The organism is Streptococcus sp. SCPM-O-B-15277 (M60), assembly GCF_058200335.1.
Map to the genome: position 1 here is coordinate 246,363 of NZ_JBYQGR010000002.1, position 18,817 is coordinate 265,179.

At 41.3% G+C, this 18,817-nt stretch carries 13 protein-coding genes; all 13 read left to right on the top strand.

The window, feature by feature from the left end; genetic code table 11:
• The first annotated feature begins 84 nt into the window (after positions 1 to 84).
• The 13 genes from AC3E9F_RS04690 to AC3E9F_RS04750 all read left to right on the top strand — a co-directional run bounded on the left by AC3E9F_RS04690 (position 85) and on the right by AC3E9F_RS04750 (position 18,806).
• Positions 85 to 924, top strand: a complete 840-nt coding sequence (locus AC3E9F_RS04690; RefSeq protein ID WP_263394377.1) for a TPM domain-containing protein — start codon at positions 85 to 87, stop codon at positions 922 to 924.
• A gap of 38 nt (positions 925 to 962) precedes the next feature.
• Entirely contained in the window at positions 963 to 1,556 is a 594-nt protein-coding gene (locus tag AC3E9F_RS04695) for a LemA family protein (RefSeq protein ID WP_490672869.1), read from the top strand.
• A 179-nt stretch (positions 1,557 to 1,735) separates the two neighbouring features.
• Positions 1,736 to 4,249 (top strand): preprotein translocase subunit SecA, encoded by a 2,514-nt coding sequence (gene secA, locus AC3E9F_RS04700; protein ID WP_263394378.1) that lies wholly within the window; start codon positions 1,736 to 1,738, stop codon positions 4,247 to 4,249.
• A gap of 80 nt (positions 4,250 to 4,329) precedes the next feature.
• On the top strand, positions 4,330 to 5,361 hold the full coding sequence (locus AC3E9F_RS04705) for a 3-deoxy-7-phosphoheptulonate synthase (RefSeq protein ID WP_263394379.1): 1,032 nt from the start codon (positions 4,330 to 4,332) through the stop codon (positions 5,359 to 5,361).
• 1 nt (position 5,362) lies between these two features.
• Positions 5,363 to 6,394, top strand: coding sequence for a 3-deoxy-7-phosphoheptulonate synthase (locus tag AC3E9F_RS04710; protein WP_490672870.1), 1,032 nt, complete (start codon positions 5,363 to 5,365; stop codon positions 6,392 to 6,394).
• A 43-nt stretch (positions 6,395 to 6,437) separates the two neighbouring features.
• Positions 6,438 to 6,800: a holo-ACP synthase gene (gene acpS, locus AC3E9F_RS04715; RefSeq protein ID WP_263394554.1), complete on the top strand. Its 363-nt coding sequence runs from the start codon at positions 6,438 to 6,440 to the stop codon at positions 6,798 to 6,800.
• The gene (alr, locus tag AC3E9F_RS04720; RefSeq protein ID WP_263394381.1) at positions 6,790 to 7,893 is read left to right on the top strand and encodes an alanine racemase; all 1,104 of its coding nucleotides are present in this window, start codon (positions 6,790 to 6,792) and stop codon (positions 7,891 to 7,893) included. Before acpS ends, alr begins: the two co-directional genes overlap by 11 nt.
• A 24-nt stretch (positions 7,894 to 7,917) precedes the next feature.
• Positions 7,918 to 9,933, top strand: a complete 2,016-nt coding sequence (gene recG / locus AC3E9F_RS04725) for an ATP-dependent DNA helicase RecG (RefSeq protein WP_263394382.1) — start codon at positions 7,918 to 7,920, stop codon at positions 9,931 to 9,933.
• A 308-nt stretch (positions 9,934 to 10,241) separates the two neighbouring features.
• A complete protein-coding gene (locus tag AC3E9F_RS04730; protein ID WP_263394383.1) occupies positions 10,242 to 11,225 on the top strand; it encodes an acetylxylan esterase in 984 nt (327 codons plus the stop codon).
• Between the two features lie 350 nt (positions 11,226 to 11,575).
• On the top strand, positions 11,576 to 15,280 hold the full coding sequence (locus AC3E9F_RS04735; protein ID WP_490672871.1) for an SIALI-17 repeat-containing surface protein: 3,705 nt from the start codon (positions 11,576 to 11,578) through the stop codon (positions 15,278 to 15,280).
• Between the two features lie 291 nt (positions 15,281 to 15,571).
• On the top strand, positions 15,572 to 16,270 hold the full coding sequence (locus AC3E9F_RS04740) for an N-acetylmannosamine-6-phosphate 2-epimerase (RefSeq protein ID WP_006152943.1): 699 nt from the start codon (positions 15,572 to 15,574) through the stop codon (positions 16,268 to 16,270).
• Between the two features lie 116 nt (positions 16,271 to 16,386).
• Positions 16,387 to 17,706, top strand: a complete 1,320-nt coding sequence (locus tag AC3E9F_RS04745) for an ABC transporter substrate-binding protein (protein ID WP_263394385.1) — start codon at positions 16,387 to 16,389, stop codon at positions 17,704 to 17,706.
• A gap of 233 nt (positions 17,707 to 17,939) precedes the next feature.
• On the top strand, positions 17,940 to 18,806 hold the full coding sequence (locus AC3E9F_RS04750; protein ID WP_053092415.1) for a carbohydrate ABC transporter permease: 867 nt from the start codon (positions 17,940 to 17,942) through the stop codon (positions 18,804 to 18,806).
• The last annotated feature ends 11 nt before the right edge of the window (positions 18,807 to 18,817 follow it).

Here is an 18,817-nt window from a genome sequence, read left to right on the forward strand (position 1 = left end):
GATTTGTAATGAAAACGTACTTTCTTTGTAAGGTTCAAAATGCTATAATGCTCTAAACAATTTTCCTTGCATAAGGAGGTTATTATGAAAAAAGATAGATTGTTAAAGAATCCTTTCTTGGTGCGTCTACTTGGTTTGCTGATGGCATTTTTCTTCCTATCAGCATTCACTGCACCTGAAAAACCAGACTATGGTATCTATGACCCAAATCATTATTTGACAGAGGAAGTAGTTACTCAGATTCGTGATTTGAATGAAGCCAATAGTCAAAAGGCAGAAAAGCTCCAAATAGGTGTCTATATCGTAGACAGTCTGGAAGGAGAAAGCATTGAAACGGTGGCTAATGAAACTGCCAGGGCTTGGAAGATAGGCTATTCAGGAGATAATTTTGGAAGTCTCATTGTAGTAGCCGTTCAAGACCGTAAATCAAGAATTGAAACCAGTAATAACACCGCCATTAGAATAACGGACTATCAAACCAAGCAGATCTTGGCAGCTAGCCGTACAGATTTTAAAACTGGTGACTATGGTAAAGGAATTCTAGCGATTGCCAAAGCCTTGGACAATCAGTTTTATAGAGGAAGTGGAACATTTCCATCTGATGAATCCTCTGAAATCAAACGTTATTCTGATAGCATCAGTGGGAAAAAATCGAGTCGCAATAGTAGCTCGTCTAGTCATCGTAAGAACAGTGACCCTATGGACAATGTGTTCGGATTCGGGATAATCATTTATTTCATTATCGTATTTATAGCTATTATTAGAGGAGGCGGCGGTGGCCGAGGAGGAGGTTCCTCTGACGGAGGATGGTGGTTTAGTGACTCATCCGACTCAGGTTCTTCTTGGTCAGATTCAGGCTCAGACTCTTCTAGTAGCTGGGACGGTGGTGGCTTCGATGGCGGTGGATCATCCGATGATTGGTAATATTCATGTAAAAATTAAGGAAATAAGTAGGTTTAGATATGAAAAATAAAGGAATTATTTATGTGTTGAGCATTTTGCTGGCTATTATCTTGCTTGGCGGTTGCTCAGTAGTAGGCACTTATAACGGACTTGTCTCTGAACAAACCAAGGTCGAACAAGCTCAAGCTGATGTAGCGACAGCTCTTCAACGTCGTTCTGACTTGATTGGAAATTTGGTAGAGTCTGTAAAAGGCCAGATGAACCATGAGACAGAGGTTTTCACCAAGATTGCGGAAGCTCGTTCTAAAATTGGGAATGGCTCCGTGACTTCAAAAGAAAATCAAGAGGCTCAAGGAGAGTTGAGTTCCGCTATTTCACGATTGATCTCGCTAACAGAAAATTATCCAGAACTCAAGAGCAATCAAAATGTGGAACAACTCATGACGGAACTGGCTGGAAGTGAAAATCGTATCTTTGTAGCCCGCAAGGATTACAACAAAGTGGCAACGGAATATAATCAAAAATTAAGAAGCTTTCCAACAGTTCTTTTCGCTAACATGATGAACTTTAAAGAGGCAGAAACCTTTAAAGAAAGCGAAGAAGCTAAGACAGCTCCAAAGGTTGACTTTAGTACTTCTACAACCAAAGAGTAGGCTTGAAATTTCTAAAAGAAAATCAATGATTAGCAATAGTTTGAACATTTACAAAAAAAGGCTCTAAATGAGCCTTTTTTGACTTGTATAAACACGGATTCTTTCTTGAAAAAGCTAGGCAAATATGCTACAATAAAAAGAACATTCTAAAATATTCAGAATTTAAAGTAAGGAAAAAAATGGCAAATTTATTAAAAACAATCATCGAAAATGATAAAGGGGAACTCCGCCGCTTAGAAAAGATGGCTGATAAAGTCCTCAAATACGAAGATGAAATGGCTGCTTTGACAGATGAGCAGTTGCAAGCTAAGACAGAAGAATTTAAGCAACGTTATCAAAATGGTGAAACGCTTGATCAACTCTTGTACGAAGCCTTTGCGGTTGTACGTGAGGGAGCTAAGCGTGTTCTTGGACTTTTCCCATACAAGGTTCAGGTTATGGGTGGTATCGTTCTTCACCACGGTGACGTTCCAGAAATGCGTACAGGTGAAGGGAAAACCTTGACAGCGACAATGCCGGTATACCTTAATGCCCTTTCAGGGAAAGGTGTCCACGTAGTTACCGTCAACGAATACCTTACAGAGCGTGACGCGACTGAAATGGGTGAGTTGTACTCATGGCTTGGTTTGTCAGTAGGAATTAACTTGGCTGCAAAATCTCCAATGGAGAAAAAAGAAGCTTATCTCTGTGATATTACTTACTCAACGAACTCAGAAATTGGTTTCGACTATCTTCGTGACAACATGGTTGTTCGTGCAGAGAACATGGTTCAACGTCCGCTCAACTATGCCTTGGTCGATGAGGTTGACTCTATCTTGATCGACGAAGCTCGTACACCATTGATCGTTTCAGGAGCTAATGCAGTTGAAACAAGCCAACTTTACCATATGGCTGACCACTTTGTGAAGTCTTTGGATAAAGATGACTATATCATTGATATTCAGTCTAAGACAATCGGTTTGTCTGATTCAGGTATTGACAAGGCTGAAAGCTTCTTCAAACTAGAAAATCTTTATGATATCGAAAATGTGGCTTTGACTCACTTTATCGACAACGCCCTTCGTGCCAACTACATCATGATTCTTGATATCGACTATGTGGTTAGCGAAGAGCAAGAAATCTTGATTGTCGATCAATTTACTGGTCGTACAATGGAAGGCCGTCGTTACTCTGATGGTTTGCACCAAGCGATTGAAGCTAAAGAAGGTGTCCCAATCCAAGATGAAACTAAGACATCAGCATCGATCACCTACCAAAACCTTTTCCGTATGTATAAAAAATTGGCAGGTATGACAGGTACTGGTAAAACAGAAGAAGAAGAATTCCGCGAAATCTACAACATTCGTGTTATTCCAATTCCTACTAACCGTCCGATCCAACGTATCGACCATTCAGACCTTCTTTACGCTAGTCTCGATGCAAAATTCAAGGCTGTAGTAGAAGATGTTAAGGCGCGTTACCAAAAAGGTCAGCCTGTCTTGGTAGGTACTGTTGCCGTTGAAACCAGTGATTTTCTTTCTAAGAAATTGGTTGAAGTAGGCGTACCTCACGAAGTATTGAATGCTAAAAACCACTACAGAGAAGCACAAATCATCATGAATGCTGGTCAACGTGGTGCGATCACTATCGCAACCAACATGGCCGGTCGTGGTACCGATATTAAGCTTGGTGAAGGTGTTCGTGAACTTGGTGGTCTTTGTGTCATCGGTACAGAACGTCATGAGAGCCGTCGTATCGATAACCAGCTTCGTGGACGTTCAGGTCGTCAAGGTGACCCAGGTGAGTCACAGTTCTACCTGTCACTCGAAGATGATTTGATGAAGCGTTTCGGTTCAGAACGTTTGAAAGGTGTCTTTGAACGTCTTAATATGTCTGACGAAGCAATCGAATCTCGTATGTTGACACGTCAGGTCGAAGCAGCGCAAAAACGTGTTGAAGGAAATAACTACGATACTCGTAAACAAGTCCTTCAATATGACGATGTTATGCGTGAACAACGTGAGATCATCTACGCACAACGCTATGATGTTATCACTGCAGAACGTGACTTGGCTCCTGAAATTCACGCCATGATTCGCCGTACGATTGGACGAATTGTCGATGGGCATGCTCGTTCTAAACAAGATGAAAAGCTTGAAGCAATCTTGAACTTTGCCAAGTACAATTTGCTTCCAGAAGATTCAATTTCACTTTCAGACCTAGAAAGTTTGTCAGACCAAGCTATTAAGGATGAACTATACCAACGTGCATTGAAAGTCTACGATAGCCAAGTTGCTAAACTTCGTGATGAAGAAGCTGTGAAAGAATTCCAGAAAGTCTTGATTCTACGTGTTGTAGATAACAAGTGGACTGACCATATCGATGCCCTTGATCAGTTGAGAAATGCAGTTGGTCTTCGTGGTTATGCCCAAAACAACCCTGTCGTGGAATATCAAGCGGAAGGCTTCCGTATGTTTAATGATATGATTGGTTCGATTGAGTTTGATGTGACTCGCTTGATGATGAAAGCACAAATTCATGAACAAGAACGACCACAAACTGAGCATCATATCAGTACGACAGCAACTCGAAATATTGCTGCGCAACAGAAAGATCTTCCAGCTGATTTGGACCTCAGTCAAGTAAAACGTAATGACTTATGCCCATGTGGATCTGGTAAGAAATTTAAAAACTGTCACGGTAAACGACGTTAAGAATGACTAATTTTCAGGCGGATGCCTAGTGAAAAGTGAATTTTCGCTTGGCGTCCGTTTGCTTTATAAGGAGATGGATAATGGTATTTTCAGCAAAAAGCCCTAAAATTAATATTGATGAAGTTCGTAGTTTGTCTAAACTAGAAGGACAAGTACTTGCGAACAAACTCCAACGTGATCAAGAGCTTGAAGCAATTATTCGTGGGGAAGACCAACGCATCTTATTAGTGATTGGTCCGTGCTCGTCTGACAATGAAGAAGCAGTTCTTGAGTATGCCAAGCGTTTGGCAAAATTGCAAGAAGAAGTCAAAGATCGCGTCTTTATGGTCATGCGTGTCTATACTGCTAAACCACGTACTAATGGTGATGGATATAAGGGATTGATTCACCAACCAAATGCCAAAGAAGCGCCTAGCCTCATCAATGGGATCAAGGCGGTTCGTCACTTGCACTATCGTGTTATTTCTGAAACAGGAATGACAACAGCAGATGAAATGTTGTACCCAGAGAACCTTCCTTTAGTAGATGATTTGATTTCTTATATGGCAGTTGGGGCTCGTTCAGTTGAAGATCAACAACACCGTTTTGTAGCTAGTGGAGCAGATTTTGCAACAGGTTTTAAAAATCCAACCTCTGGAAATCTCAATGTCATGTTCAACGGTATTTATGCAGCTCAAAACAAGCAAAGTTTCCTTTTCCTAGGGAAAGAAGTCGAAACTACTGGAAATCCTCTATCGCATGCCATTCTCCGTGGAGCTCTTAACGAGTACGGGAAAAACATTCCTAACTACTACTACGATAATTTGATGGATACTATTGCTCAGTATGAAAAGATGGGACTTGAAAATCCATTCATCATTATTGATACCAACCATGATAACTCAGGTAAACAGTATATGGAGCAGATTCGTATCGTTCGCCAGACTTTAATTAACCGTGATTGGAATGAAAAGATTAAAAAATATGTTCGTGGATTCATGATTGAGTCTTATCTAGAAGACGGTCGTCAAAATGAACCTGAGATCTTTGGCAAATCTATCACGGATCCATGCCTAGGATGGGAAAACACGGAAGCTCTTGTTCGCGAAATCTACCAAAGACTAGGAGAATAATATGGCATTTATCGAGAAAGGTCAAGAAATCGATATTGAAGCGATTAAGGCGGAAACACAGCTATCTGCAGAAACCTTGCAACATAAGGAAAATCGTGATCAAGAATTAGCAGATATCCTTTCAGGTAAGGATGATCGTATCCTTTTGGTCATTGGGCCTTGTTCGTCTGATAATGAAGAAGCGGTCCTAGAGTATGCCCGTCGTTTAGCAGACTTGCAGAAAAAAGTGGCCGATAAGATTTTCATGGTTATGCGTGTATATACTGCAAAGCCACGTACCAATGGTGATGGCTATAAGGGGTTAGTTCATCAGCCAGATACTTCTAAAGCGCCAAGTTTGATTAATGGGTTGCAGGCTGTTCGTCAGCTTCATTATCGCGTTATTACAGAAACTGGATTGACCACAGCGGATGAAATGCTCTACCCAGCTAATCTGGTTTTGGTTGATGACTTGGTGAGCTATCATGCGGTAGGTGCGCGTTCAGTAGAAGACCAAGAACATCGTTTTGTAGCTTCGGGAATTGATGCACCAGTGGGAATGAAGAACCCAACATCTGGAAACCTATCTGTGATGTTTAATGCCATCTATGCTGCACAAAACAAACAAACCTTTCTCTTTCACGGCCAAGAAGTTGAAACTTCAGGAAATCCCTTGGCTCACGTAATCTTGCGAGGAGCTATGAATGAATATGGGAAGAATGAACCAAACTTCTACTATGAAGCTCTCTTAAATGCTATCGGGCGTTACGAGTCTATGGGCCTTGAAAATCCATTTATCATGATTGATACCAACCATGATAATTCAGGGAAACAATATATGGAGCAAGTTCGAATTGTTCGTCAAGCTTTGCTCAATCGTGACTGGAATGAAAAAATCAAGAAGACAGTTCGAGGCTTCATGATCGAGTCTTACTTAGCAGATGGGCGCCAAAACCAGCCAGAAATCTTTGGACGTTCCATTACAGACCCGTGTCTAGGATGGGAAAACACAGTAGCCCTGGTAGAAGAAATCTATACTACCTTAACAAAATAAGTGAAAAGGATGGAGTTGGGGGTCTCAACTCCTTTTGAAGAAAATGATAGTTGGACATGGAATCGATATTCAAGAATTAGCTTCCATACAAAATGCAGTTGAAAAAAGAGAGGGCTTTGCGCAGCGTGTCTTGACAGACAAGGAAATGGAGCGCTTTGCCAGTCTTAAAGGTCGTAGACAGGTCGAATATTTGGCTGGTCGTTGGTCAGCTAAAGAGGCTTTTTCAAAGGCTATGGGAACGGGTATTGGAAAGCTAGGCTTTCAGGACTTGGAAGTTTTGAATAATGAGAGAGGGGCTCCCTATTTCAGCAAATCCCCGTTTTCAGGAAAAGTTTGGCTATCGATTAGCCATACAGATCAGTTTGTGACAGCTAGTGTTATTTTGGAGGAAAATCATGAAAACTAGTCCACATAGACCAACCAAGGCTCTCATCGATCTAGGAGCAATCCGCTACAATATCCAACAAATGGGAGCACATATTCCCAAAGAAACTCTCAAATGGGCAGTCGTGAAAGCCAATGCCTATGGACATGGCGCTGTAGCTGTTGCGACTGCTATTCAGGATGATGTAGATGGTTTTTGCGTTTCTAATATCGATGAAGCTATCGAACTTCGTCAGGCAGGGATTTCTAAGAAAATCCTCATTTTAGGAATATCCGAGGTAGAATCAATTCCGCTAGCGCAAGAATTTGATATTACCTTGACAGTAGCAGGATTGGAATGGCTTGAACATGTCCTTGCGACTGAGTCAGAATTATCCGGCTTAACCGTTCACCTTAAGATTGACTCAGGTATGGGACGCATTGGTTTTAGAAGTGCTAGTGAGGCTGAAGAAGCCCAAACTATACTCAAGAAACATGGAGCCAATGTCGAGGGAATCTTTACGCACTTTGCAACAGCAGATGAAGAGTCAGATAGCTACTTTAAGCAACAGTTAGCGTGTTTTCAGGGAATCCTAGATGACTTGCAGGAAGTACCAGAATTAGTACATGCGAGTAACTCCGCAACGACTTTATGGCATGCGGAAACGATTTTTAATGCTGTTCGCATGGGGGATTCTATGTATGGTCTCAATCCAAGTGGACAAGTTTTAGAATTGCCTTATGAACTAAAACCAGCCTTGACCTTAGAAACTGCTATTGTTCATGTTAAAATAGTTCCAGCTGGGGCTTGTATGGGATACGGAGCGACCTATCAGGCAGACAGTGAACAAGTCATTGCTACTTTGCCAATCGGTTATGCGGATGGTTGGACACGAGATATGCAGAATTTCTCAGTTCTGGTGGATGGCCAATTGTGCCCCATTGTAGGGCGTGTATCCATGGACCAAATCACCATTCGCTTACCTAAGTTTTACCCATTGGGTACTAAGGTAACTTTGATTGGCTCAAACGGTGACAAGGAGATTACTGCAACAGATGTAGCAGTCTACCGAGGAACGATTAATTATGAGGTAGTTTGTCTCCTCAGTGATCGAGTTCCGAGAGAATATCATTAAGAAACAGAAGGAAAGGAGAGGAGCATGAATTTACATCAACCCTTGCATGTCTTGCCTGGCGTGGGACCAAAATCTGCAGAGAAATATACCAAACTAGGAATTGAAAACCTGCAAGATCTCTTGCTTTACTTTCCTTTCCGTTATGAAGATTTTAAGACCAAGCAGGTGCTAGAGCTAGAAGACGGTGAGAAGGCAGTCCTGTCTGGTCAGGTGGTGACACCAGCTAGTGTTCAGTATTATGGTTTTAAGCGTAATCGCCTACGTTTTAGCCTCAAGCAGGGGGAGGTTGTTTTTGCAGTTAATTTCTTCAACCAACCCTACCTAGCTGACAAGATTGAACTAGGAGCAACCTTGGCTGTCTTTGGCAAGTGGGATCGTGCCAAGGCAAGCCTCACAGGAATGAAGGTTTTAGCCCAAGTCGAGGATGACCTCCAGCCTGTCTATCGTCTAGCACAAGGTGTCAGTCAAGCAGGACTTGTTAAGGTCATCAAGACCGCCTTTGATCAGGGGCTGGACCTCTTGATAGAGGAAAATCTCCCCCAGTCCTTGCTAGACAAATACAAACTTATGCCCCGAAGTCAGGCTGTGCGTGCCATGCATTTTCCTAAGGATTTGGCAGAATACAAACAGGCTCTTCGTCGAATCAAGTTTGAGGAGCTCTTTTATTTCCAAATGCAATTACAGACCCTCAAGTCTGAAAATAAGGTTGATGGAAGTGGTCTGGTCTTGAACTGGTCTCAGAAAAAATTAACTGCAGTAAAAGAAAAGTTACCCTTTGCTCTGACCCAAGCCCAAGAAAAAAGCCTGCAAGAAATCCTAACAGATATGAAGTCGGACCACCACATGAATCGACTCTTACAAGGGGATGTAGGAAGCGGGAAGACAGTGGTTGCAGGTCTTGCCATGTATGCTGCTGTAACGGCTGGTTACCAGGCTGCTCTCATGGTTCCGACAGAGATTCTTGCAGAGCAACATTTTGAAAGTCTAGAGAGTCTCTTTCCTGATTTGAAATTTGCTCTCCTAACAGGTTCGTTGAAAGCTGCAGAAAAACGTACGGTTTTGGAAACTATTGCCAAGGGTGATGTTGATGTAATCATCGGTACCCATGCCCTTATACAGGATGGTGTGGACTATGCCCGACTCGGCTTGATTATCATCGATGAGCAACACCGCTTTGGTGTGGGACAAAGGCGTATTTTACGTGAAAAAGGAGAAAATCCAGATGTCCTCATGATGACGGCAACTCCGATTCCACGAACCTTAGCCATCACCGCCTTTGGAGATATGGATGTTTCTATTATTGACCAGATGCCAGCAGGGCGCAAACCAATCGTAACACGCTGGATTAAACATGAGCAACTGCCCCAGGTTTTGACTTGGCTCGAGGGAGAAATTCAGAAAGGTTCTCAAGCCTATGTTATCTCTCCTTTGATTGAAGAATCTGAAGCCTTGGACCTTAAAAACGCCATTGCTTTATCAGAAGAGTTAACGGCTCATTTTGCAGGAAAAGCAAAAGTTGCCCTCTTACATGGGAAAATGAAGAGTGATGAAAAAGACCAGATTATGCAGGATTTCAAAGAGAGAAAGACAGATATCCTGGTCTCCACAACGGTTATCGAAGTCGGTGTCAATGTGCCAAATGCGACAGTCATGATTATCATGGATGCTGACCGTTTCGGACTTAGTCAACTTCATCAACTTAGAGGTCGTGTCGGTCGTGGAGACAAGCAGTCCTACGCAGTTCTAGTGGCCAATCCAAAAACTGATTCTGGGAAAGACCGCATGCGTATCATGACAGAAACGACCAACGGTTTTGTCCTTGCGGAGGAAGATTTGAAAATGCGCGGTTCGGGTGAGATTTTTGGGACCAAACAGTCAGGTCTACCAGAGTTTCATGTAGCTGATATCATCGAAGACTTCCCAATCCTTGAGGAAGCCAGAAAGGTAGCTAGCTATATCAGTTCCCTCCCTAATTGGCGAGAGGATCCAGAGTGGCACATGATTGCCTTAAATCTAGAGAAGAAAGAATATCTGGATTAAGCTTTTTCTAAGATAATGTTAAGTTTGCTTTTAGGGTGAGTATCTATACTAGAGTCATCATAAAGAAACGAGGACTCTCTCATGACTATTAAAGTAAATTACCCAAAGACATTTCAAAAAGAAATTCAACCTTCTCCTAAATACTAAGAAAAGAGCGAAATCGCTCTTTTTATTTTTTAAAACTACTTTCAGAGGGATTCTTGCAGGGGTCAGACATTAAATCCACTTTCCGTTTCCCTTTCTTTCTTGCATTGCTTCTCCATATGTGCTACAGTTATGATAACGTTTACAAAACAAAGGAGAATTCTATGAGAAATCCAGCATTAGTAGAAGAAATGAAAACATATAAAGGAAGAGATGAAGTTCCTCAGGATTTTGATGCTTTTTGGGATGGGGAGATTGATAAGGTTTCGGTCTTGCCAGATTACCAACTAGAGGAACGTGACTTTCATATTCCAAATGTTAAGTGCTATGAGTTAACCTTTAAAGGTACACGTGATGGACTTGTTTATGCACGTGTAGTCTTACCAAAATTAGATAAGAAAGTACCGGTTATTTTCCACTTCCATGGTTATATGGGACGTTGCTGGGATTGGACAGATATGCTAGCCTTTACCGTCGCTGGTTATGGGGTTGTATCGATGGATGTTCGTGGGCAATCTGGTTACTCACAAGACGGCTTACGTTCGCCTCTCGGAAATACAGTTAAGGGGCAAATCATCCGTGGTGCTGTTGAAGAGAAAGAGCAACTCTTCTATAAGGATGTTTATCTTGATATTTATCAATTGATTGAGATTGTAGCTAGTCTCCCTCAAGTAGATGAGGGGCAATTGGCTAGTTATGGAGCTTCGCAAGGAGGAGCCTTGGCTTTAGTGGCTGCTGGTCTCAATTCACGTATCAAGCGAACAGTTGCTATCTACCCATTCTTGTCAGATTTTAGACGCGTGCTAGAGATTGGAAATACCAGTGAAGCCTATGATGAACTCTTCCGCTACTTTAAGTTCCATGATCCATTCCATGAGACAGAAGAGCAAATCATGGAGACACTTGGCTATATCGATGTGAAAAATCTTGCCCATCGTATTAAAGGTGAGGTGAGAATGATTACAGGACTTGATGACGATGTCTGCTACCCAATCACTCAATTTGCCATCTACAATCGTTTGACTTGTGAAAAGAGCTATCGTCTCATGCCAGAATATGCCCACGAAGCTATGAATGTCCATGTCAATGACCAGGTTTACAACTGGTTGTGTGGTAGTGAGATTCCCTTTACCTATGTAGGTCATTAAAAAAATGAAAAATAGCCCTGCTAAAACAGGGCTTTCTTTGTTGAGGAGTAAAGAAAGTAGTTTCAAAAAGTTTGAAACATAGAAATATATCTGAAAGTAAATTCTATTATAGATTACTTAGGCTAAAATTTAGAATAAATATTATATAATAAGTGTAGTATCAATTTGAAAGGAGTAAAATTGTTGCTTGCTTTAAGATATAAAGTAGAAAAACGCAACAGAAATTCAGATGAAAAGAATGGGAAAAACCCATCAACAATACAGTTTCTTTCTTGCTCAAAGCCCTAGGGGCAAAAATTTTTAAGCAAAAAAGAAAGCGCTTTATTTTTGTGGAAAATGGAAGGAAATATATGACACAGAGAGATTTTGAACGGAAACAACGTTTTGGGATTAGAAAATTTACAGTAGGAGCTGCATCAGTAGTCATTGGAGCAGTTGTTTTTGGTGCTTCACCAGTTTTAGCTCAAGAAGCTCCAGCAACCAGTGGTGAAACAGCTGGACAAGCTTTGCCAGAATTGCCAAAAGAAGTAGAATCAGGAAATCTAGCAAATCTTGATAAGGAACTTGCTGATAAGTTGGCAAAAGCGACGGATAAAGGAACTGAAGTAAACCGTGAAGAGCTGAAAGCAAACCCAGGTTCTGAAAAACCAACAGAAACTGAAACTCCAGCAGAGACTCCAGCAGCAGAGACTCCAGCAGCAGAAACTGAGAATGAGGAAGTTGGTAGCGTCCCACGTGACTTCTACGCAAGAGAATTAGAAAATGCCAATGTTGTCGTTGAAAAAGAGGATGTTGAAACCAATCCTTCAAATGGTCAAATAGTTGACATGAAAGACGAGCTGGACAAGGTTAAACAACTTCAGAATGCGACTATTCATATGGAGTTCAAACCAGATGCATCTGCACCAAATTTATACAGTCTTTTCTCAGTTTCTAGTGATACCAAAGTAGATGAATACTTCACCATGGCAATCCTTAATAACACTGCTATCGTTGAAGGTCGTGATGCCAATGGGAAACATTTCTATGGTGATTATAAAACTGCTCCTTTGAAGATTAAGCCAGGTGAGTGGAACTCTGTAACCTTTACAGTTGAAAGACCAAATGCAGACCAACCAAATGGTCAAGTTCGCGTCTATGTAAATGGTGTCTTGTCGCGAACAAGTCCTCAGTCTGGTCGTTTCATCCAAGACATGCCAGATGTCAATCGTATGCAAATTGGTACATTGAAACGTAAAGGCAAAAACCATTGGGGCGCTAATCTTAAGGTCCGTAATTTAACGATTTATGATCGTACCCTTTCTCCAGAAGAAGTGAAAAAACGTAGTCAGTTCTTTGAAAGAGGTGAATTGGAGAAGAAACTTCCTGAAGGTGCAAAAGTTACTGAAAAGTTAGATGTATTCGAAGGTGGTGTGAACCGCAAACCAAATAAAGATGGTATTGCAAGTTACCGTATTCCAGCCCTTCTTAAAACTGATAAAGGAACCTTGATTGCTGGAACGGATGAAAGACGCTTGCATCACTCTGACTGGGGTGATATTGGTATGGTTGTTCGTCGTAGTGATGACAATGGGAAGACATGGGGAGATAGAATTACCATCTCTAATCCTCGTGACAATGAGAAAGCTAAAAATCCAGAATGGCCATCACCAGTTAATATTGACATGGCTTTAGTCCAAGATCCGAAAACCAAGAGAATCTTCTCAATTTATGATATGTTCCTCGAAGGGAAGGCAGTATTCTCTCTACCAGGGAAAGCACCACAAGCCTATGAGCAAATCGGTGATAAGGTTTACCAAGTCTTGTACAAACAAGGTGATGCGGGACGTTATACTATCCGTGAAAATGGTGAAGTTTTTGACCCTGAAAATAGAAAAACAGAATACCGTGTTGTAGTTGATCCTAAACAACCAGCTTATAGCGATAAGGGTGATCTATACAAGGGTGAAGAACTAATTGGCAATGTCTATTTCGAATACAGTGACAAGAATATCTTTAGAGTTTCAAACACCAACTATCTCTGGATGTCTTATAGTGATGACGATGGAAAAACTTGGTCTGCACCAAAAGATATTACATACGGTATTCGTAAGGACTGGATGCACTTCTTAGGAACAGGGCCTGGTACAGGGATTGCCTTACATTCAGGACCACACAAAGGTCGCCTGGTTATTCCAGTCTATACTACAAATAACGTATCTTACTTGAGTGGTTCTCAGTCTTCACGCGTCATTTACTCTGATGACCATGGTGAAACTTGGCAAGCAGGTGAAGCAGTCAATGATAACCGTCCAGTAGGTAACCAAACAATTCACTCTTCAACAATGAATAATCCAGGTGCTCAAAATACTGAGTCAACTGTTGTTCAGTTGAACAACGGAGACCTCAAACTCTTCATGCGTGGATTGACAGGAGATTTGCAGGTTGCAACAAGTAAAGATGGCGGAGCGACCTGGGAAAAAGATGTAAAACGCTATTCAGATGTCAAAGATGTCTATGTTCAAATGTCAGCTATTCATACTGTACAAGATGGTAAGGAATATATCGTCCTCAGTAACGCAGGTGGACCAGGACGTTACAACGGTTTGGTACACTTGGCACGTGTGGAAGCTAACGGAGAATTAACTTGGCTAAAACACAATCCAATTCAAAGTGGTAAATTTGCCTATAACTCATTGCAAGATCTTGGGAATGGTGAATTTGGCTTACTTTATGAACATGCAGATGCTAATCAAAATGAATATACTCTATCTTATAAGAAATTCAACTGGGATTTCTTGAGTAAAGATATGGTTGCACCAACTAAAGCAAAAGTAAAAAGTGCAGTAGATATGGGTAACAATATTGTTGCACTAGAATTTGATTCAGAAGTCTTGGTAAACCAAGCTCCTGTTCTTAAATTAGCGAATGGAAATCTAGCAACCTTCTTAACTCAGTACGATACAAAAACACTGTTGTTTGTTGTCAAAAAAGAAGATATTGGTCAAGAAGTTACAGAATTAGCTGATGGTGCGATTGAGAGCATGCATAATTTGCCAGTTAGCCTTGAAGATGCAGGAATCCCTGGTGGAATTAATGGTAAAGAACCTGCCATTCATGAAGTTCCAGAGTTCACAGGAGGCGTCAATGGTGACGAAGTGGCAGTACATGAAGTTCCAGAATATATTCCAGTGGAAACCTCAAAAGGGGAACCAGCAGTACATGAAGTCCCAGAATTCGAAGGTGGTTTAAATGGCGAAGAAGCAGCTGTAACAGAGGCGCCTGAGTATACAGAAGCCATTGGAACAGTGGGGGACGAGCCAGCACCAATAGTAGAAATTCCGGAATCCACAGGTGGCGTAAATGGCGAAGAAGCAGCTGTAACAGAACTTCCTGAGTACACTGAAGCTATTGGAACAGTAGGTGACGAAGCAGCACCAACAGTGGAGGTTCCAGAATTCGAAGGTGGCGTGAATGGTGAGGAAGCGGCTGTAACAGAGGAACCTGAGTATACAGAAGCTATTGGAACAGCAGGTGAGGAAACAGCACCAACAATAGAGGTTCCGGAATCCACAGGTGGCGTGAATGGTGAGGAAGCGCCTGTAACAGAGGCACCTGAGTATACAGAAGCTATTGGAACAGTGGGCGACGAGCCGGCACCAACAGTAGTAGTCCCAGGATTCGAAGGTGGTGTCAATGCAGTCGAAGCTGCAGTTCATGAGCTTCCAGAATTCACAGGCGGAGTAAACGCAGTTGAAGCGCTCAAAAATGAGCTTCCAGAATTTGCAGGTGGAGCAAATGCAGTTCAAGCCCTTAAGCATGAACTTCCAGAATTCACAGGCGGAGTAAATGCAGCCGAAGCAGCCAAAAACGAACTTCCGGAATATAAGGTTGAAGAAAAACCGCTTGTCACTTTAGTAGCACATCAAGACAAGACATATCAAGCTCCAGCATCTCAACCACAACAACCAACCCTCCCTGCAACAGGAAGTGAGGTTTCAACTCCTCTAGTATCTGTAGGAATGGTTGGAATGCTCCTCGGTTTGTTTGGAATGGCTAAGAAAAAAGAAGATTAATGGCAACGTTGAATCTAAAAAGTCTCCATAAAAAAGACTTAGACTTATATTAGAAGGGTCTGTAACGTTTATTCGTTACAGGCTCTTTATTTGTAGAAAGCGAAGATTCTAGTGGAAATAAGCGGATGGAAGGCGATTCAAAGTCGTGTATTTTTCCCTGAAACTACTTTCAGGAGATTCTGTTTCATAAAATTGTTTTGAAACTTCAATCTATTCTAGTACAAGTTCTTGAAAGCGCTTTAAAAATGATATATAATAGGCTCATAAGAAAAAAGAAAAGGAGGAAAGTGGATGCCACAGATCAGTAAAGAAGCCTTGATTGAGCAGATTAAAGATGGAATCATCGTTTCTTGTCAGGCACTTCCTCACGAACCGCTTTATACAGAAGCGGGAGGTGTAATGCCCTTGCTAGTCAAAGCGGCTGAGCAAGGTGGAGCAGTCGGTATCCGAGCAAATAGTGTTCGGGATATTAAGGAAATCAAAGAGGTCACAAATCTTCCGATTATCGGAATTATCAAACGTGATTATCCACCACAGGAACCATTCATCACAGCTACTATGAAAGAAGTTGATGAACTAGCAGCTCTAGATATTGAGGTAATCGCTCTAGATTGTACCAAGAGAGAACGCCATGATGGCCTAGAGATTCAAGAATTTATCCGTCAAATCAAAGAAAAATATCCAAACCAACTCTTGATGGCTGACACAAGTACCTTTGAAGAAGGACTAACAGCAGTTGAGGCGGGAATCGATTTTGTCGGAACAACCTTGTCAGGCTACACATCTTATAGTCCAAAAGTGGATGGTCCAGATTTTGAACTCATCAAGAAACTCTGCGATGCAGGTGTAGACGTCATCGCAGAAGGAAAAATTCATACACCAGAACAGGCTAAGCAAATCCTAGGTTACGGAGTGCGAGGCATTGTAGTCGGTGGAGCTATTACTAGACCAAAAGAGATTACGGAACGATTTGTTGCGGGTCTCAAATAAGACAATTAAAACACGAGGAGAGTGGTTGATTCGTAAAATAAAATGTAAACGTATACAAAGTTGTCAATGCTCACTATCCGTTTCGGATACGCTTATCATCATTTAGGAGAATACTAATGAAATTTAGAAAACTAGCTTGTACAGTACTTGCGGGTGCTGCCGTTCTTTCTCTTGCTGCTTGTGGCAAATCAGACGCTAAAAAAGACGCTGCAGCGGATTCAGGGAAAACTGAAATCACTTGGTGGGCTTTCCCAGTCTTCACTCAAGAAAAATCTGGTGACGGTGTAGGTACTTATGAAAAATCTATCATCGAAGCTTTCGAAAAAGCAAATCCAGATATCAAAGTTAAATTAGAAACAATCGACTTCAAATCTGGTCCTGAAAAAATCACTACTGCTATCGAAGCTGGAACTGCTCCAGATGTACTCTTTGACGCACCAGGTCGTATCATCAATTACGGTAAAAATGGTAAATTAGCTGAGTTGAACGATCTCTTCACAGACGAATTTGTGAAAGATGTTAACAACGAAAATATCATCCAAGCAAGTAAAGCTGGCGATAAAGCTTACATGTATCCAATCAGTTCAGCACCATTCTACATGGCTATGAACAAGAAAATGTTGGAAGATGCAGGAGTTGCTAACCTTGTTAAAGAAGGTTGGACAACAGATGATTTCGAAAAAGTCTTGAAAGCACTTAAAGATAAAGGATACACTCCAGGTTCATTGTTCAGTTCAGGTCAAGGGGGAGACCAAGGAACACGTGCCTTCATCGCTAACCTTTACAGTGGTTCTGTAACAGACAAAGAAGTTACTAAATACACAACTGACGACCCTAAATTTGTCAAAGGTCTTGAAAAAGCATCAAGCTGGATTAAAGAAGGTTTGTTGAACAACGGTTCACAATATGACGGTGGAGCAGACATCCAAAACTTTGCAAACGGTCAAACATCATACACACTCCTTTGGGCTCCAGCTCAAAACGGTATCCAAGCTAAATTGTTGGAAGCAAGTAAAGTTGAAGTGGTTGAAGTACCATTCCCATCTGACTCAGGCAAACCATCTCTTGAATACCTTGTAAACGGATTTGCAGTATTTAACAACAAGGATGAAAAGAAAATTGCTGCAGCTAAGAAATTCATCCAATTCATATGTGATGATAAAGAGTGGGGTCCTAAAGACGTAGTTCGCACAGGAGCATTCCCAGTTCGTACTTCATTTGGTAAACTTTACGATGACAAACGTATGGAAACAATCAGTGGTTGGACTCAATACTACGCTCCATACTACAACACAATTGACGGATTTGCTGAAATGAGAACACTTTGGTTCCCAATGTTGCAATCAGTATCTAATGGTGACGAAGAACCTGCTCCAGCTTTGAAGACATTCACTGAAAAAGCGAATGAAACAATCAAAAAAGCAGCTAAACAATAAGCCCTAAATAAAAAGTAAAATCCCCCCTTTTCCCTGTGCATAACTGTGTACGAAAAGGGGGAGTTTTATTTAAAAAATGTAAGGAACTGACAGGTCAAAATTAAAATGAAGTTCTTACATTGGCAAATCTTTAAAAGAATTTCATTCTGATTTTAGATCAATGTCAGATGACAGTCGAAAAACAAAAACTATTTGAAAGTGAGGTGCCAACTGTGAAAGTCAATAAAATTCGCATGAGAGAAACAATTGTTTCTTATGCTTTCTTAGCACCAGTATTAATTTTCTTTACCGTCTTCGTCCTAGCTCCAATGATCATGGGATTCATCACTAGTTTCTTTAACTACTCGATGACTAGCTTTGAGTTTGTGGGACTTGACAACTATATCCGCATGTTTAAAGACCCTGTCTTTACAAAATCTTTGATTAATACCGTAATCTTAGTTATCGGATCTGTACCAGTCGTTGTACTTTTCTCACTATTTGTGGCATCACAAACTTACCAACAAAATGCCGTTGCTAGATCCTTCTATCGTTTCGTCTTCTTCCTCCCTGTAGTAACAGGTAGTGTTGCCGTAACAGTAGTATGGAAATGGATCTACGATCCTCTATCAGGTATTTTGAACTTCGTGCTTAAGTCAAGCCATATCATTAGCCAAAACATTTCTTGGTTAGGAGATAAAAACTGGGCTTTGATGGCGATTATGATTATTCTTTTGACAACATCAGTTGGTCAACCAATCATCCTTTACATCGCTGCAATGGGTAATATTGATAACTCACTTGTAGAAGCGGCGCGTGTCGACGGAGCAACTGAGTTACAAGTTTTCTGGAAGATTAAATGGCCAAGCCTCCTTCCAACAACTCTTTATATTGCAATCATTACAACAATCAACTCATTCCAGTGTTTCGCTTTGATTCAGCTTTTGACTTCCGGTGGTCCAAACTACTCAACAAGTACTCTCATGTACTACCTTTACGAAAAAGCCTTCCAATTGACTGAGTATGGCTATGCCAATACTATTGGTGTATTCTTGGCAGTTATGATCGCTATCGTCAGCTTTGTTCAATTTAAAGTACTTGGAAACGACGTAGAATATTAATAGAAAGGAGA

What these genes read in the sequence shown, in the direction of transcription:
- AC3E9F_RS04690 (WP_263394377.1), top strand. Translation starts at nt 85, where the DNA reads ATGAAAAAAGATAGATTGTTAAAGAATCCTTTCTTGGTGCGTCTACTT.
- AC3E9F_RS04735 (WP_490672871.1), top strand. Translation starts at nt 11,576, where the DNA reads ATGACACAGAGAGATTTTGAACGGAAACAACGTTTTGGGATTAGAAAA.
- AC3E9F_RS04745 (WP_263394385.1), top strand. Translation starts at nt 16,387, where the DNA reads ATGAAATTTAGAAAACTAGCTTGTACAGTACTTGCGGGTGCTGCCGTT.
- AC3E9F_RS04730 (WP_263394383.1), top strand. Translation starts at nt 10,242, where the DNA reads ATGAGAAATCCAGCATTAGTAGAAGAAATGAAAACATATAAAGGAAGA.
- secA (WP_263394378.1), top strand. Translation starts at nt 1,736, where the DNA reads ATGGCAAATTTATTAAAAACAATCATCGAAAATGATAAAGGGGAACTC.
- AC3E9F_RS04705 (WP_263394379.1), top strand. Translation starts at nt 4,330, where the DNA reads ATGGTATTTTCAGCAAAAAGCCCTAAAATTAATATTGATGAAGTTCGT.
- AC3E9F_RS04710 (WP_490672870.1), top strand. Translation starts at nt 5,363, where the DNA reads ATGGCATTTATCGAGAAAGGTCAAGAAATCGATATTGAAGCGATTAAG.
- acpS (WP_263394554.1), top strand. Translation starts at nt 6,438, where the DNA reads ATGATAGTTGGACATGGAATCGATATTCAAGAATTAGCTTCCATACAA.
- AC3E9F_RS04740 (WP_006152943.1), top strand. Translation starts at nt 15,572, where the DNA reads ATGCCACAGATCAGTAAAGAAGCCTTGATTGAGCAGATTAAAGATGGA.
- AC3E9F_RS04750 (WP_053092415.1), top strand. Translation starts at nt 17,940, where the DNA reads ATGAGAGAAACAATTGTTTCTTATGCTTTCTTAGCACCAGTATTAATT.
- alr (WP_263394381.1), top strand. Translation starts at nt 6,790, where the DNA reads ATGAAAACTAGTCCACATAGACCAACCAAGGCTCTCATCGATCTAGGA.
- AC3E9F_RS04695 (WP_490672869.1), top strand. Translation starts at nt 963, where the DNA reads ATGAAAAATAAAGGAATTATTTATGTGTTGAGCATTTTGCTGGCTATT.
- recG (WP_263394382.1), top strand. Translation starts at nt 7,918, where the DNA reads ATGAATTTACATCAACCCTTGCATGTCTTGCCTGGCGTGGGACCAAAA.